Raw genomic sequence first — 14,058 nt, 5'->3', positions numbered from 1 at the left:
CTGTGCGGGCAAGCCACCGTGCTTGCCCGCACACCGCTACATCGCCGCGAACGCCCGTTCGATATCGGCGATCAAATCCTGCGGTGCTTCCAGCCCCACGTTCAGGCGCACGAGCTGGCCCGGCAACTGCCAGCCCTTGCGCATGGCGGCGATTCGGTACGGCATCACCAGGCTGTTCGCGCCACCCCAGCTGTAGCCAATCTTGAACAATTGCAAGGCATCGACGAAGCGGTCCGTCTGCACCTCTGTATAGCGGGCATCGAACAGCACGGAAAACAGGCCGCCCGCGCCCGTGAAATCGCGCTGCCAGATGGCGTGGCCGGGGCAATCGTCGAAAGCCGGATGCAGCACCGTGGCAATCTCGCTTCTCCCCTTGAGCCAGGCGGCCACCGTGCGCGCGCCCGCATCGTGCGCGTCAAAGCGCAGCTTCATGGTCGGCAAGCCACGCAGCACCAGATAGGCGTCGTCCGCCCCCACGCCCATGCCCAGACGCATGTGCGCCAGCGCCAGGCGCTCGTGCAGCGCCCGCTCGCGCGTGATCAGTGCGCCCATCAGCACGTCGGAGCCGCCCGACTGGTATTTCGTCAGCGCCTGCATGATGATGTCCACGCCCAGGTCAAAGCCGCGCAAGGCCAGGCCGGCCGACCAGGTGTTATCCAACGCCACCAGCACGCCGCGCGCATGGGCGGCCGTGCAGATGGCGGGCAAATCCGGCACTTCCATCGTCACGGAACCCGGTGCTTCCGTCCAGATCAGTTTGGTGTTGGGCTGGATCAGGGCGGCGATGCCGGCGCCGATGAGCGGATCGTAATAGCGGGCCGTGATGCCGAAATCCTGCGCCAGCCAGCGTCCCAGTTCGCGGTTCGGGTTGTAGATATTTTCCGGTAATAAAACGTCATCGCCCGTTTTCAGCAGGGCAAAATCCGCCATGGCGATGGCCGCCAGGCCAGACGGCGCCAGCAGGCAGTACTTGCCCCCCTTCGATCTCGGCCAGCCGCGCTTCCAGGGTGAAGGTGGTGGGCGTGCCGTGCAAGCCGTAGGTGTAGGCGTTCTTCTCTTTCCAGTCGCCCGAGCGCATGGCCGCCACATCCTTGAACAGCACGGTCGATGCGTGATGAATGGCGTTGGGAAACGCGGCAAAGCCTTGCGGCGCCTGGTAATCGCTGTGGATCAGCGCGGTTTGCGGAGATTTGGTCTGGGTCATGGCGTCGGGAAATAAAAAAAAGGCGGATCAGCAATTGCTGATCCGCCTTGATTGTAAGGGCTTTACGCCCTGTACGCCGTACACATGACAGAGTGTTACACCTGCATAAAAAACGTTCAGGCCAAGGCGCGCTGCCGAAGACAGTACCTTACTGTACGGCAAGGCAGCGCAACGCCGGCATGGACGTTTTTTACTCGGCGGCGCCCCACAAGTCATGCGCATCCGCCGACGTGATGGTCACGTCAACGAATTGCCCCACCGCCAGCTTGCGGTGCGGCTCGAATGGCGGCTTCACATACACGACGCCATCGATTTCCGGCGCGTCGGCGGACGAGCGGCCCACGCCGCCGGAGCGGGTGACTTCATCGATCAGCACGCGCACAGTCTTGCCGACCTTGGCTTGCAGGCGTTTCTTGGAAATTTCTTCCTGCAGCAACATGACGCGGCCGCGGCGCTCTTCGCGCAGCTCTTCCGGCACGGGATTGGCGATTTCGTTGGCCGTCGCGCCTTCGACAGGCGAATAGGCGAAGCAGCCCAGACGGTCGATCTGCGCTTCCTTGAGGAAGTCGAGCAAATACTCGAATTCCGCTTCCGTTTCGCCAGGGAAACCGGCGATGAAGGTCGAGCGGATGGTCAGGTCCGGGTTGATGGCGCGCCAGGCCTGGATGCGGTCGAGGTTTTTCTCGCCGCTGGCCGGACGCTTCATGCGTTTCAGTACATCCGGGTGCGCGTGCTGCATCGGAATGTCGAGGTAAGGCAGGATGTGGCCGCCGCTCATCATCGGGATGATCTGGTCCACGTGCGGGTACGGATACACATAGTGCAAGCGCACCCAGGCGCCGTAGGTTTTGGCCAGCTCGCCCAGCGCTTCCGTCAGCTGGGTCATGTGCGTCTTCACGGGACGGCCATTCCAGAAGCCGGAGCGGAATTTCACGTCCACGCCATACGCGGAGGTATCTTGCGAAATGACCAGCAATTCCTTGACGCCAGCCTTGAACAGGTTTTCCGCTTCGATCATCAGCTCGCCGATCGGACGCGAGACGAGGTCGCCGCGCATCGACGGGATGATGCAGAAACTGCAACGGTGGTTGCAGCCTTCGGAAATTTTCAGGTAAGCATAGTGCTTCGGCGTCAGCTTGACGCCTTGCGGCGGCACCAGGTCGAGGAATGGCGCATGCGGTTTCGGCAAGTGAAAGTGAACGGAATCCATCACTTCGGCCAGCGCGTGCGGGCCCGTGACGGACAGCACTTTCGGGTGCACCTTCATGATGATGTCGTCGCCGGCAGCATCTTTCTTGGCGCCCAGGCAACCAGTGACGATGACTTTACCGTTTTCAGCCAGCGCTTCGCCGATGGCGTCGAGCGACTCTTGCACGGCAGCATCGATAAAACCGCAGGTATTGACGATCACCAGATCGGCGCCAGCGTAGGATTTCGCCGTTTCGTAGCCTTCGGCGCGCAGTTGGGTCAGGATTTGTTCGGAGTCGACCAGCGCTTTCGGGCAGCCGAGCGAGACAAAGCCCACTTTCGGCGCCGCACCTGGCATGGCCAGCATGGCCTCGGGCTGGGCGGAAGGAACGGGAATACGGTGAATTTCAGACATAGTTGGCAGCTAGTAAAATGGTGAGGCGAATCGGCTATTGTACCCCGAGCCGCCCTTAGCTGACAGAACTATGCTGTTTTGATGACGCCGATACAACTCCCGGGCGATCAAAGCGCCCGGTGAGCGTGTGGCATGGACTACTTTTTGTCCGTTGGCGGCACCGGCGGAACAAACGGGAACGTGCCGAACAGATTCTTGCTCTGGCTCTGCATCTGCTCCTGCATCTGCACGAACAGGCTCTTGCTCTGGTCGATGTAGTTGTTCATCATGCCTTGCATCATCGGGCCCTGGACATTCATGAACTGGGTCCACATTTCCGGACTGAATGGCTTGCCTTCGAAACTGCCGGCCGACGTGCCCGTGAATTTGTGCTGGATATCGGTGAACGCTTGCACGTTCTTTTCCAGGTAGGATCCCATCATGCCCTGCATGGCGTGGCCATAGTAGCGGATGATCTGCGACAACACGCTGCTCGAGAACATCGGCGCGCCATTCGCTTCCTCTTCCAAAATGATTTGCAGCAAGATGCTGCGCGTCAAATCTTCATTGGATTTGGCATCGACGACGGTAAACACCTCATTGTCCAACACCAGCTGCTTGACGTCCGTCAAGGTGATGTAGGAACTGGTTTGCGTGTCATACAGACGGCGGTTGGGATATTTTTTAATCAGGCGGTCTATACTTTTTTTTGCACTACTCATCACAAGTTCCACTTATTGCGCCGCAGCGCATACTGAGTTAATCCGAAAAAAAAGCGAACGTGGGTCCGCTTTCGCACCTGCCTACTTTTTCCATTATAGAGTGGAAAATGGCTCCATTGCACATCAGGGTAGTAGATTCCCATATTTATTGCAACGCAACTAAGAGTAGATTCCTGACAAGACCGGAGATTACGCCGGTCTTGCCTGGCGAGAAGCTTTTGTAAACTAGTCCGCCCTGACTTTAACATACCGCCCCGGCGCCGGCTCGATTGCCGCGTGGCGCTTGTTGCCCGGCTTGGCTGGCGCCTTCACCTGCGCGCCGCCGTGTTCGGCCAGGAAGGCCGCCCATTCGGGCCACCAGCTGCCCACGTGCTCGGTCGCGCCTTCCATCCATTGCTCGGCAGTCAAGGGCTTGGCTTTCGCCGTGCGGGCGGTTTTAGCTGCATCATTGCTCCAGTAACTGCGCTTTTTCTTCGAGGCAGGATTGATCACGCCGGCGATATGGCCCGAAGCGCCGAGGATGAAGCGGTTGGCTTTCGGTTTTTTCGGGTTCAGCAAGGCCGTGCTGGCGTAGGCCGCGCCCCAGGGCACGATATGGTCTTCGCGCGAACCGTAGATGAAAGCGGGCGCGTCGATACTGCTCAGGTCGACCTTTTCGCCGGCCACCGTCAGCTTGCCCGGCACTTTCAGGCTGTTTTCCAGGTAAGTGTTGCGCAGATACCAGCAGAACATGGGACCCGGCAAGCCCGTGCCGTCACCGTTCCAGTACAGCAAGTCGAACGCGGGCGGCTCCTTGCCTTTCAGGTAATTCGATTGCACATAGTTCCACACGAGGTCGTTCGGCCGCAGGCTCGAGAAAGTGCTGCCAAGGTCGCGGCCCGACATCAGGCCGCCCTTGGCCAGGGACTGCTCGCGCAGCGCCACTTGCGGCTCGTCGATGAAGACGTCGAGCGCGCCCGTGTCGCAGAAATCGAGGAAGGTGGTCAGCAAGGTCAGGCTGGCGGCCGGATTCTCGCCGCGCGCCTTGAGCACAGCCAGCGCCGTCGAGACGATGGTGCCGCCCACGCAAAAGCCGAACATATTCAGTTTGTCCTGGCCGGAAATGTCCTGCGTGACCTGGATGGCTTCGATCACGCCTTGCTCGACGTAATCGTCCCACGTCAGGTGCTGCATGCTCAGGTCCGGATTGCGCCAGGACATCAGAAACACGGTATTACCCTGCTCCACCGCATAGCGCACGAGCGAATTTTCCGGCTGCAAGTCAAGGATATAGAATTTATTGATGCATGGCGGCACCATCAGCAGCGGCCGCTGATGTACCGTGGGGGTGCTTGGCGTGTACTGGATCAGCTGGAACAGCGCGTTCTCGAACACCACCGTGCCCGGCGTGGTGGCCACGTTGCGCCCCACTTCGAAGGCCGACTCGTCGGACTGCGAGATGCGGCCCTTCTGCATGTCGGCCAGCATATTGCTCAAGCCCTTGGCCAGGCTCTCGCCCTTGGTCTCGATCAGGGTTTGCTGGGCGTCGGGATTGGTCGCAAGAAAATTGGCGGGCGACATGGCGTCGACGATTTGCTGCACGGCAAACGCAATCTTTTGCTTCTGGTGCGGCGTCGCTTCCACGGCATCGGCCATGGCGCTGAGAAACTCCGCATTCAGCAGGTAAGCTGCCGCATTGAAGGCCGACAGGGGGCTGGCGTGCCAGGCGGGCGCGGCGAAGCGGCGGTCTTTCAGCTCCGGCGCCTTGCCGGCCATAAAGTCGGCCCACAAGCCCGTCAGTTTGGCCACGTAGGCATTTTTCAGTTGCTCGATCACTTCCGGCTTGATGCCGGCACCCGCATCCTGCAAAATGCCGGCAATCGGATTGCCCTGGGGCTGCGGTACCATGTTGAACCACGTCTTCCACTGCTCAGGATTGCTGATCTGCGCCATCCATTCTTTGGTCATTGCTTGAGGATCGGGCATGTTCATAGATGTATGTAAGTCCATTCAAGATTGAGGGACGCCGAACAAAACCTACTGCGCGTCGGTATAGGCGGCCTGCGATGCTCACCGTACTAGAGTACGGTTGCGCTTCTTAGCCACCTCTCCCTTCCGCTCGCTACGGTTTTGTTCGGCGCCGAAACGTAGTCGAAAAATAAATACTTTAGGATCACCTGCATGCAAACTTTTACTGACTGCCAATACCGATGATGCTCATGACCGCTGTTGCCTGGATCTATGTCGTCGGCCTCATGGCGCTGACGGAACCGTCCATCGTCGCCGGGGTGATGACCTTCGTGCTGTACTGCGTCATCCCCCTGTCCATCCTATTCTATCTGACGGGCTCGCGGAGACGCAAACGCAAGGCCGAGCTAAAAGCCCGCGCACTTGCCTCAGCAGACGATAAAACAAAAACGGCAGACACATAAGTGTCTGCCGTGCAGATTATTTGCGCCAGATCAAACTGGCCTGTCTTCCCGTGACGCCATCGCGCCGGTACGAGTAAAACTGCGCCGCATCGCTCACGGTGCAATATTCCCCACCCGCCACTTGCGCCACGCCATCGCGCAGCAGCATGGTGCGCGCCAGCGCATACATGTCGGCCAGGTACTTGCCCGGCTTGCCAGCGATGGCGGCGAAAGAAGCGCTCAACACTTGCCGTTCCGCCTCATCGCGCGCGCCGTCGCGGAACGCTTGCAGCACGTCTTGCCCCACTTCGAATTGCTGCGGACCAATGGCCGGCCCCAGCCACGCGAGGATATCCGTCGCACCTTGCGACCGCATGCTGGCCACCGTGCGCTGCAAGACGCCATTGGCCAGGCCGCGCCAGCCCGCGTGGGCCGCACCGACGACGAGGCCATCCGTCGAGCAGAACAGCACAGGCAGGCAATCGGCCGTCATCACCACGCACACGGCGCCAGGCAAGGCGGCAATACTGGCGTCGGCGTCCGGCACATGGCCGTCCAGCTTGCCAGCATCGGCCACGGCCACGCCATGCACCTGCGACAGCCAGGCCGGCTCGGCAGGCAAGATAGCCGCCAGCCGCGCGCGGTTGGCGGCCACGTGTGCGGGCTCGTCGCCCACGTGCGTGCCCAGATTCAAGCCACCGCCGCCCTGCCCGTCACCATATGGTTCCTGGCTGACGCCGCCCGCGCGCACGGTCGCCAGCGCGCCCACGTTCGCGGGCAAGCCGGGCCAATCGGGTACTAGGCAAGGCAACGGCGACGTCATCAGACCTGTTCCGGCTCGGGAATACCGGCCGTGGCGATCAGTTGCGCGAAATCATCTGCCAGCGGCACGATCCACTCGCACGCTTCCAGGGTACCTGGATGCACGAGGCCCAGGCGGCGCGCCTGCAGCGCCTGGCGCGAGAACACGGACACCAGATGCTGCTTGCCGTACACGTAGTCGCCGACCAGCGCGAAGCCCAGATGCTGCATGTGGACGCGGATCTGGTGCGTGCGGCCTGTTTCCAGACGGCATTGCATCAGGCTCACGGGACGACGGTCGAGTTCGCCGCTGCCGATCAATTCATAGTGCGTGATGGCAGGCTTGGCCGTAAAGTTTTCCGAGACGGCCATCTTGACCCGGTCACGCGGGTGGCGCGCGATGGACGCGTCGATGGTGCCCGCCATTTTCGGCGTGCCCCACACGAGCGCGAAATACTCGCGCTTGACGGTGCGCGCCTGCAACTGGCGCACCAGGTCCGTTTGCGAAGCGAGGGTCTTGCCGACCACCATCAGGCCGCTCGTATCCTTGTCCAGGCGGTGCACGATGCCGGCGCGCGGCACGCCGGCCAGTTGCGGGCAGTGGTGCAGCAAGCCGTTGAGCAGGGTGCCAGACCAGTTGCCGGGGCCCGGATGCACGACCAGTCCGGCCGGTTTGTTGATGACGATGATATGCTCATCTTCGTGCACGATGTTCAATTCCATCGCTTCCGGCTTAAAAGCCTCGTCTTCCGGCGCGCTTTGCGGCAGAATGACGATCTTCTCGTCGCCATAGGCGGTCATGTTGCGTTTGGCAACTTTTCCATCGACGGTCACGAAACCGGCTTCCAGCCACAATTGCAAGCGGCTGCGCGAGTATTGCGGCACCAGCTGGGCGATGACTTTATCGAGGCGGTGGCCGCAGGCGTCCGGCGTCAGTTCCAATGTAATCGGGGCCATTTCCTCGAAGACGTCGTCGGCGGCAAAATCGCCGTCAAACGCCTCTTCGGCAGCATGGTCAGAAAGGGAGTCAAACGCGGGGTCAGCCAAATTAGGCTTCGGAGTTAATATCACAGCATTCCCATCGGCTATAATCAGCCTATTGTAAAATCTTGGTTAAAACCTTCTTGCAAAACGTCATGCAAAAAAAATTATCGTTGGTAGTCGCTTCAGTCGTTCTGCTCGGCATGTCCGCTTGCAGCTTGTTGCCTGAAAAAGTGGATGAGACCAAAAACTGGTCCGTTACGAAATTATACTCGGAGGCGCGTGAAGAAATGGCCGGGCAGCACTATGAAGCTGCAATCGGCCTGTTCCAGAAGCTGGAGGCTAACTATCCTTTCGGCAACTATGCTCTGCAAGCGCAGATGGAGATCGCTTACGCGTATTATAAGGCGGGAGACCAGGCGCAGGCACTGGCTGCCGTCGAACGCTTCATCAAGTTGCATCCGAACCACGCCAATGTGGACTATATGTACTACTTGCGTGGCCTGATCAGCTTTAATGACCAGATCAGCTTCCTGAACTTCCTGTACGAGCAAGATCCGACCGAGCGCGACCCGAAAGCCACGCGCGAAGCGTTTGCGGCCTTCAAGCAACTGGTCGACAAGTTCCCGAATAGTAAATATGCGCCCGATTCGTTGGCCCGCATGAACTATTTGATCGATGCCATGGCGAAATACGAAGTACACGTGGCGCGCTATTACTTCCGCCGCGGCGCCTACCTGGCCGCCGCCAACCGCGCGCAAACGACGGTCAGCGACTTCCGTGCCTCGCCGGCCATCGAAGAAGCGCTGTTCATCATGTACCGCTCGTATGACAAGCTGGGCTTGACCGACCTGCGCGACGACGCCTTGCGCGTGCTGACCAAGAACTACCCGAACACGGCATTCCTCAGCCCGGAAGGGGTGAACAAGGAACGCAAGTGGTGGAAATTCTGGCAGTAAGATAAGAAAAAACCGGGCTAGCCCGGTTTTTTCTTATCCCAACGGCAAAATCCGGGGTCGTACCCTGAGGGTACGACCCCAGCATTTGCTTTAGGGTTATTCTCCGACCTTGCGCCGAAACACCCAGTTTTTGTCGTTCGACGCCTCCGGCACATACGCGTAACCGTCGACATCGAACTGCTTCAGCTGTTGCGGATCGCGGATCTGGTTGACGGCCGCATAGCGGGCCAGCATGCCGCGCGCGCGCTTGGCGTAGAACGAGATGATTTTATATTTGCCGTTCTTCCAGTCCTCGAACACGGGCGCGATGACGGGCACGTCCAGCTGGCGCGGCTTGACGGATTTGAAATATTCTTCGGAAGCAAGGTTGACCAGCACCTTGGCGCCCTGCTCCCTGGCCGCGCGGTTCAGGCCGTTGGTGATGGTGTCGCCCCAGAACGCATACAAATCTTTGCCGCGCGTGGTCGACAGGCGCGTGCCCATTTCCAGGCGGTGCGGGTGGATCAGGTCCAGCGGGCGCAGCAAGCCGTACAGGCCCGACAGGATGCGCACGCGCGACTGGGCATAGTCGAGCTGGGCCGGCTGCAGGCTGCGCGCCTCGAAACCGGCATACACGTCGCCATTGAAGGCCATGATGGCCTGGCGCGCGTCGTCAAGCTGGGGTGTCCAGGAAGCGTAGCGGGCCACGTTGAGAGCGGACAAGGCGTCGGAAATGCCCATCAGGCTACCCACTTCGCTAGGGGAAAACTGGCGCATGCGCTCGATCAGCTGAGCGGAATGATCGAGAAAATCGGGGGTGCTGTGCAACGAGGTTGTTGGCGGCGTCTCCAGGTCGAGACTCTTGGCGGGCGAAAGCACGATCAACATAAATTATCACTACAGAATAGAATTGCCGACATGATACCTGCTCCACAAAAACTCGTCCTCGACACCAACGTTTGCCTCGACCTGTTCGTCTTTAACGACCCGCGCTGGGCGGGCCTGCTGGCGGCCATGGAAAGCGGCGCCGTGCATGCCATCACGCGCGAAGATTGCCGCGCGGAATATCTGGTCGTGTTGCATTACAAACATTTGCCGCTCGATGAAGCGAGCCGCGCCATTGCAGCCGCCCGCTTCGACGCCCACATCAGCGTCGTTGCCCCGCCCGTCTCTGGCGTGCGCCTGCCCGTCTGCACGGACAAGGATGACCAGAAATTCCTCGAACTGGCGCGCGACGCCAACGCCGACATCCTCATCACCAAGGACAAGGCCCTGCTGAAACTGGCCCGCAAGACGGCCAAGGCCGGCATGTTCAAGATCATGGTGCCGGAAGGCTGGGCCTTGCCAGGCTGAGCCGCCAAAGCCCCACACGCAACGGGGCGCGCTGCGCTAGAATGGGACACGATTCCACTTTCCGCACCGCGCCCCTACCGTTCATGAACAGCCCGTCCCTGCCCTACACGACTCCCGCCCTGACCAGCCGCCTGCCTCTCGTGGGCACCACCGTGTTTACCCGCATGTCCAGCCTGGCGGCCCAGCATGGCGCCGTCAACCTGGGCCAGGGGTTTCCCGACTTCGATTGCGCGCCAGAACTGCTTGAACTCGTCAGCGACGCCATGCGCGCCGGCCACAACCAGTATCCGATGATGACGGGCGCCGCGCCCCTGCGCGAGGCGATTGCCGCGAAGATCGCCAGCTTGTACGGCCACGGCTATGACGCCGGCACGGAAATCACCGTCACGGCCGGCGCCACGCAGGCGCTGACCACGGCCATTTTGTGCTGCGTGCACCCGGGCGACGAAGTCATCGTCATCGAACCAGCCTACGACAGCTATCTGCCCGCCATCGCCCTGGCTGGCGGCGTGCCCGTGCTGGTGGCCATGGAGGTGGGTGAACACGGTTACAGCGTGCCGTGGGACACCCTGGCCGCCGCCGTCAGCAGCAAGACGCGTTTGATCATCATCAACACGCCGCACAACCCGACGGGCACGATCTTGCGTCCCGCCGACGTGGCCGCGCTGGCCGACATCGTGCGCGGCACGCAAATTCTGATACTCTCCGACGAAGTCTACGAACACATGGTGTACGACGGCGTGCCGCACGCTTCATTGAGCCGCAACCCGGAACTGGCGGCGCGCAGCTTCATCGTCTCCAGCTTCGGCAAGACCTATCACGTGACGGGCTGGAAGATCGGCTATGTCGCCGCGCCAGCATCCATGACGGCGGAGTTCCGCAAAGTGCACCAGTACAACGTATTTAGCGTCAACACGCCGATGCAGCACGGCCTGGCCGGCTACATGGCCGACCCGCAGCCCTGCCTGGACTTGCCCGCGTTTTACCAGCGCAAGCGCGACCTGTTCCGCGACGGCCTGGCGGGCAGCCGTTTTACCCTGCTGCCTGCCGACGGCACGTATTTCCAGTGCGTACGCTACGATGCCATTTCGCAAGAGACCGAAGCCCAGTTCGCCGAATGGCTGACGACGCAAATCAAGGTGGCGGCCATCCCTGTCTCCGCGTTTTACGCGCAGGGCAAGGAGTCGGGCATCGTGCGCTTCTGCTTTGCCAAGAAAGACGAGACCTTGCGCCTGGCGCTGGAGCGCCTGCGCAGCATATAACCGAGCACTGAACATGGCTTCGCTGCAGCGGGGCAAAGGATGACAGATGGTACAGCGTCGCATCGGCCCGGCCGACCTGGTTCCCGGCGAACCCCTGCCCTGGGATCTGTTTTTGGCTGACCATAGCGCCGGCCCGCAACTGCGCAAGGGACAGATCATCACGGACGGCGCGCAACTGGGCCGTTTGCTGCAGCTGGGCCTGTACGTGGGCGCGCCGGAGCAGCCATCCGTCTTGCGCCTGCTCAATGAAGCGGCGCAGCGCCTGGAACGGCTGCTGCTGGCCTTGCGCAGCGAAAACAATGCCGAGCGCGACGTGCGCGACATCGCCCGCGAACTGCTGCGCGCGCTGGAACACGATGCCGATATCTCCCTGGCCAGCATCCTGCTCAACCAGATCGCCGGCAGCTACGCCGTGCGCCACTGCATCGAAACAGCCTTGCTGGCCATGCTGGTGGGCCGCAGCATGCACAAGTCCCACGATGAACTATTACTGATCGGTGCAGCCGCGCTGACGATGAACGTGGGCATGCTGCGTCACCACGACAGCTTCCAGGACCGGCGCGGCCCCCTGAACGACGAGGAAATGCGCATCGTGCGTCTGCATCCGCAGGAAAGCACGGAACTGCTGCGCTGCGCCGGTGTCGATGACGAGGAATGGCTGAGCTGTGTGCTGCTGCACCATGAAAACGACGACGGCAGCGGCTACCCGCAGGGGCGCACGGCCGATGAAATTCTGCAAAATGCCAAGCTGATCGGCCTGGCCGACCGCTATTGCGCCCGCGTTTCCGCGCGCAACTACCGGCGCTCCATCGTGCCCGACCAGGCGCTGCAGCACATCTTCCTCGACCAGGGCGTGCCCATCGACCCGCTGCTGGGAGAACAGTTCGTCAACCTGCTGGGAAAATATCCGCCCGGAACGTTGGTGCGCCTGCGCAGCGGTGAACTGGGGGTAGTGACGCAACGGAGCGCCGGCCACGTGCACCCGCTCAGCGATGCGCTGGGCGCGCCGCTGGCCGCCGCCGAGCTGGCGCAGATGACGCCGCGCGACACGGGCGACAGCCAGTTCGCCATCGTCTCGTCACTGCATGAAGACGATGCGGGCGTGCGCTTCAGCATGCGCAATGTGTGGGGCGACGAGGCGCGGCTGTAGGCAGCCAGGGCAAGGCCGGCGCCCGGCCGGGAAAATGCCGGCTTACGGTTTCGGCGGACGGATGCCCGTGTACTGCGCGCTGACCAGCAGCCATTGCTTGTCAACAAGCCGAGCCACATAGCCGGCGCGCAGGGCGAAGGTGCGGGCACCCGCTTCCTGATTGAGACGGTAGGACAGCCGCGCCGAGATGAGGGCCGTATCGCCAAACAGCCGCACCACTGGCTCGTCGACCTGGAGTTGAGGGCTCGGCCGCTTCTGCTCTGGCGCATAAAAGGAGAGCATTTTTTCGCGCCCGTCCACCTCGCCGACCGGCGATATTTCCACATAATTCTCGGCCGTCGTGGCTTTCAAGGCAAGCTGATCAAAATTATTCTGCGCCTGCGCGTGGCGCTGCACCAGAGCCACCAGTTCGGCGTCGCCGGAAGCCGCGTACGCGCTGCCGATCACGCCGAAGGCGCCAAGCAGGCAGGTGGAAAGAACGTGTGGAAGAGTCAATTTCATGCGTAGTCATCCTGGTCGAAGTCATTGAGAAGCGTCCGTTGATTCCTGCGGCAGCGCCAGTATCGAACACTCGCTTGCGGGCAAACTCATCATGAGGGAGCCCACTGCATGCTATCCCATTGCCCTTTCCGGCGCATGCCATTGCGACAAACGGCTTGATTGGGGGATTGAAACGCCATTTCGAGGACGCGTGTGGCCGGCTTGATGGCGCCGTCCCGCATCCCGCGCATTCCCCCGAATCGACCGTTCATCCTGCCCCCGGCGCTGTTCGTCGTTCCGCGCTCGCCCGTGCGGGCAGCCGCACATACCATGCCGACATGACCACTCCACTCCAGTTCAAGTCCGGCCAGTTCTATGGCGACGTGCATCACGGCGCGCGCGGCAGCATGTTCGATATCCGCCGCCTGCAGGCCACGCGTGGCGAGGATGAAGTCGAAACGCACCGGCATGACGACGCCCACTTCGTCTTCGTTCTGTCCGGCACGTATATTTCCAGCGCCCTGCACGCCCCGCCGCGCGCGCCTTCGCCCACCCTCGTCTTCAATCCTGCCGGCACAACGCACCGCGACCGCTTCGTCGATGGCAAGGGCAGTTTCATGACGGTATCGCTTGACCCTGCCCTGCTGGCGGGCGCCGAGGAATTGCATGCGGCCCAGGAGTGCGCCAGCGTGTTGCGCGATACGGCCAGCGCGGCCGCCGCGTTCCGGCTGGCGCGCGAAATTGGCCGCGGCGGCGATGGCGCCATGCTCGAAGCGGGCGCGTGGGACATGCTGGCCAGCCTGCACAAGACGCCCCGGCAGGCGCGCCCATCCCTGCCCGGCTGGGCCCACCAGGCATATGAAGCCGTGATGGACCTGGCCAATGACACGCATCTGCGCATCGCCGACGTGGCCGGCGCCCTGGGCGTGCATCCCGTGCACCTGGCCCGCGTGTTTCGCCAGGCCTGGGGCTGTTCGCCGGGCGACCTGCTGCGCTGGCGCCGCGTCGACCAGGCCAGCGGCCTGCTGCGCCGCCCGGAACTGAGCATGGCCGAGGTGGCGCTGAGCGTGGGCTTCGCCGACCAGAGCCACATGAGCCGCGCCTTCCAGGCCCGCTACGGCATGACGCCCAGCAACTATCGACGCCAAATGTTTCAAACGTCCAAGACAATGCCCGGATTGCAAGACTAGACTGA

The 14,058-nt window shown here is 61.7% G+C and carries 13 protein-coding genes and 1 pseudogene; 6 read left to right on the top strand and 8 right to left on the bottom strand.

Annotated features, from left to right (window positions below; translation table 11 throughout):
- Nucleotides 1–36: 36 nt before the first annotated feature.
- The 4 genes and pseudogenes from ACPJXG_RS11455 to phaC form a co-directional block, all read right to left on the bottom strand.
- Nucleotides 37–1,204, bottom strand: a pseudogene (locus ACPJXG_RS11455) (cystathionine beta-lyase).
- Nucleotides 1,205–1,394: 190 nt separating this feature from the next.
- Nucleotides 1,395–2,750 (bottom strand): 30S ribosomal protein S12 methylthiotransferase RimO, encoded by a 1,356-nt coding sequence (rimO, locus tag ACPJXG_RS11450; RefSeq protein WP_219312916.1) that lies wholly within the window; start codon nt 2,748–2,750, stop codon nt 1,395–1,397.
- Nucleotides 2,751–2,944: 194 nt separating this feature from the next.
- A complete protein-coding gene (gene phaR, locus ACPJXG_RS11445; protein ID WP_010399000.1) occupies nt 2,945–3,508 on the bottom strand; it encodes a polyhydroxyalkanoate synthesis repressor PhaR in 564 nt (187 codons plus the stop codon).
- A gap of 225 nt (nt 3,509–3,733) precedes the next feature.
- The gene (gene phaC, locus ACPJXG_RS11440) at nt 3,734–5,455 is read right to left on the bottom strand and encodes a class I poly(R)-hydroxyalkanoic acid synthase (RefSeq protein WP_425254312.1); all 1,722 of its coding nucleotides are present in this window, start codon (nt 5,453–5,455) and stop codon (nt 3,734–3,736) included.
- A gap of 242 nt (nt 5,456–5,697) precedes the next feature.
- On the opposite strand from phaC, the gene ACPJXG_RS11435 reads away from it, so the two are divergent.
- Entirely contained in the window at nt 5,698–5,919 is a 222-nt protein-coding gene (locus tag ACPJXG_RS11435; RefSeq protein WP_307789224.1) for a hypothetical protein, read from the top strand.
- Nucleotides 5,920–5,935: 16 nt separating this feature from the next.
- On the opposite strand, the gene pgeF is transcribed toward ACPJXG_RS11435, so the two are convergent.
- Together pgeF and ACPJXG_RS11425 are read right to left on the bottom strand one after the other, a co-directional pair.
- Nucleotides 5,936–6,721, bottom strand: a complete 786-nt coding sequence (pgeF, locus tag ACPJXG_RS11430; RefSeq protein ID WP_425254311.1) for a peptidoglycan editing factor PgeF — start codon at nt 6,719–6,721, stop codon at nt 5,936–5,938.
- Complete coding sequence (locus tag ACPJXG_RS11425) at nt 6,721–7,746, bottom strand: RluA family pseudouridine synthase (RefSeq protein ID WP_034781141.1); 1,026 nt, start codon at nt 7,744–7,746, stop codon at nt 6,721–6,723. The genes pgeF and ACPJXG_RS11425 overlap by 1 nt, the downstream gene beginning before the upstream one ends.
- Before the next feature lie 89 nt (nt 7,747–7,835).
- Between ACPJXG_RS11425 and ACPJXG_RS11420 the strand changes: the two genes are divergently transcribed.
- Entirely contained in the window at nt 7,836–8,639 is an 804-nt protein-coding gene (locus tag ACPJXG_RS11420) for an outer membrane protein assembly factor BamD (RefSeq protein WP_099403105.1), read from the top strand.
- Nucleotides 8,640–8,735: 96 nt separating this feature from the next.
- Here ACPJXG_RS11420 and yaaA read toward each other — a convergent pair whose 3' ends face one another.
- Nucleotides 8,736–9,506: a peroxide stress protein YaaA gene (yaaA, locus tag ACPJXG_RS11415; protein ID WP_425254310.1), complete on the bottom strand. Its 771-nt coding sequence runs from the start codon at nt 9,504–9,506 to the stop codon at nt 8,736–8,738.
- A 30-nt stretch (nt 9,507–9,536) separates the two neighbouring features.
- On the opposite strand from yaaA, the gene ACPJXG_RS11410 reads away from it, so the two are divergent.
- From ACPJXG_RS11410 to ACPJXG_RS11400, 3 genes are all read left to right on the top strand, one after another.
- Nucleotides 9,537–9,971, top strand: a complete 435-nt coding sequence (locus ACPJXG_RS11410; RefSeq protein ID WP_425254309.1) for a putative toxin-antitoxin system toxin component, PIN family — start codon at nt 9,537–9,539, stop codon at nt 9,969–9,971.
- Nucleotides 9,972–10,054: 83 nt separating this feature from the next.
- Nucleotides 10,055–11,233, top strand: a complete 1,179-nt coding sequence (locus tag ACPJXG_RS11405) for a pyridoxal phosphate-dependent aminotransferase (protein ID WP_425254308.1) — start codon at nt 10,055–10,057, stop codon at nt 11,231–11,233.
- A gap of 46 nt (nt 11,234–11,279) precedes the next feature.
- Nucleotides 11,280–12,383, top strand: coding sequence for an HD-GYP domain-containing protein (locus tag ACPJXG_RS11400; protein WP_425254307.1), 1,104 nt, complete (start codon nt 11,280–11,282; stop codon nt 12,381–12,383).
- 42 nt (nt 12,384–12,425) lie between these two features.
- Here ACPJXG_RS11400 and ACPJXG_RS11395 read toward each other — a convergent pair whose 3' ends face one another.
- Nucleotides 12,426–12,884, bottom strand: a complete 459-nt coding sequence (locus ACPJXG_RS11395; RefSeq protein WP_425254306.1) for a nuclear transport factor 2 family protein — start codon at nt 12,882–12,884, stop codon at nt 12,426–12,428.
- A 317-nt stretch (nt 12,885–13,201) separates the two neighbouring features.
- Here ACPJXG_RS11395 and ACPJXG_RS11390 point away from each other — a divergent pair, with 317 nt between their 5' ends.
- Entirely contained in the window at nt 13,202–14,053 is an 852-nt protein-coding gene (locus tag ACPJXG_RS11390; protein ID WP_425254305.1) for a helix-turn-helix transcriptional regulator, read from the top strand.
- The last annotated feature ends 5 nt before the right edge of the window (nt 14,054–14,058 follow it).

The sequence above is a fragment of the Janthinobacterium sp. NFX145 genome (genome assembly GCF_049810325.1).
GTDB classification, from domain to species: domain Bacteria; phylum Pseudomonadota; class Gammaproteobacteria; order Burkholderiales; family Burkholderiaceae_D; genus Janthinobacterium; species Janthinobacterium rivuli.
Note: the sequence above shows the minus strand (reverse complement) of the source record. Positions and strands in the feature narration are given on the sequence as shown.

Excerpts from the sequence above, each read along its gene's own strand:
- pgeF (WP_425254311.1), bottom strand. The coding sequence starts at position 6,721 with ATGACGTCGCCGTTGCCTTGCCTAGTACCCGATTGGCCCGGCTTGCCC.
- yaaA (WP_425254310.1), bottom strand. The coding sequence starts at position 9,506 with ATGTTGATCGTGCTTTCGCCCGCCAAGAGTCTCGACCTGGAGACGCCG.
- phaC (WP_425254312.1), bottom strand. The coding sequence starts at position 5,455 with ATGACCAAAGAATGGATGGCGCAGATCAGCAATCCTGAGCAGTGGAAG.
- ACPJXG_RS11390 (WP_425254305.1), top strand. The coding sequence starts at position 13,202 with ATGACCACTCCACTCCAGTTCAAGTCCGGCCAGTTCTATGGCGACGTG.
- ACPJXG_RS11395 (WP_425254306.1), bottom strand. The coding sequence starts at position 12,884 with ATGAAATTGACTCTTCCACACGTTCTTTCCACCTGCCTGCTTGGCGCC.
- ACPJXG_RS11420 (WP_099403105.1), top strand. The coding sequence starts at position 7,836 with ATGCAAAAAAAATTATCGTTGGTAGTCGCTTCAGTCGTTCTGCTCGGC.
- ACPJXG_RS11410 (WP_425254309.1), top strand. The coding sequence starts at position 9,537 with ATGATACCTGCTCCACAAAAACTCGTCCTCGACACCAACGTTTGCCTC.
- ACPJXG_RS11405 (WP_425254308.1), top strand. The coding sequence starts at position 10,055 with ATGAACAGCCCGTCCCTGCCCTACACGACTCCCGCCCTGACCAGCCGC.
- ACPJXG_RS11435 (WP_307789224.1), top strand. The coding sequence starts at position 5,698 with ATGATGCTCATGACCGCTGTTGCCTGGATCTATGTCGTCGGCCTCATG.
- ACPJXG_RS11400 (WP_425254307.1), top strand. The coding sequence starts at position 11,280 with ATGGTACAGCGTCGCATCGGCCCGGCCGACCTGGTTCCCGGCGAACCC.
- phaR (WP_010399000.1), bottom strand. The coding sequence starts at position 3,508 with ATGAGTAGTGCAAAAAAAAGTATAGACCGCCTGATTAAAAAATATCCC.
- rimO (WP_219312916.1), bottom strand. The coding sequence starts at position 2,750 with ATGCCAGGTGCGGCGCCGAAAGTGGGCTTTGTCTCGCTCGGCTGCCCG.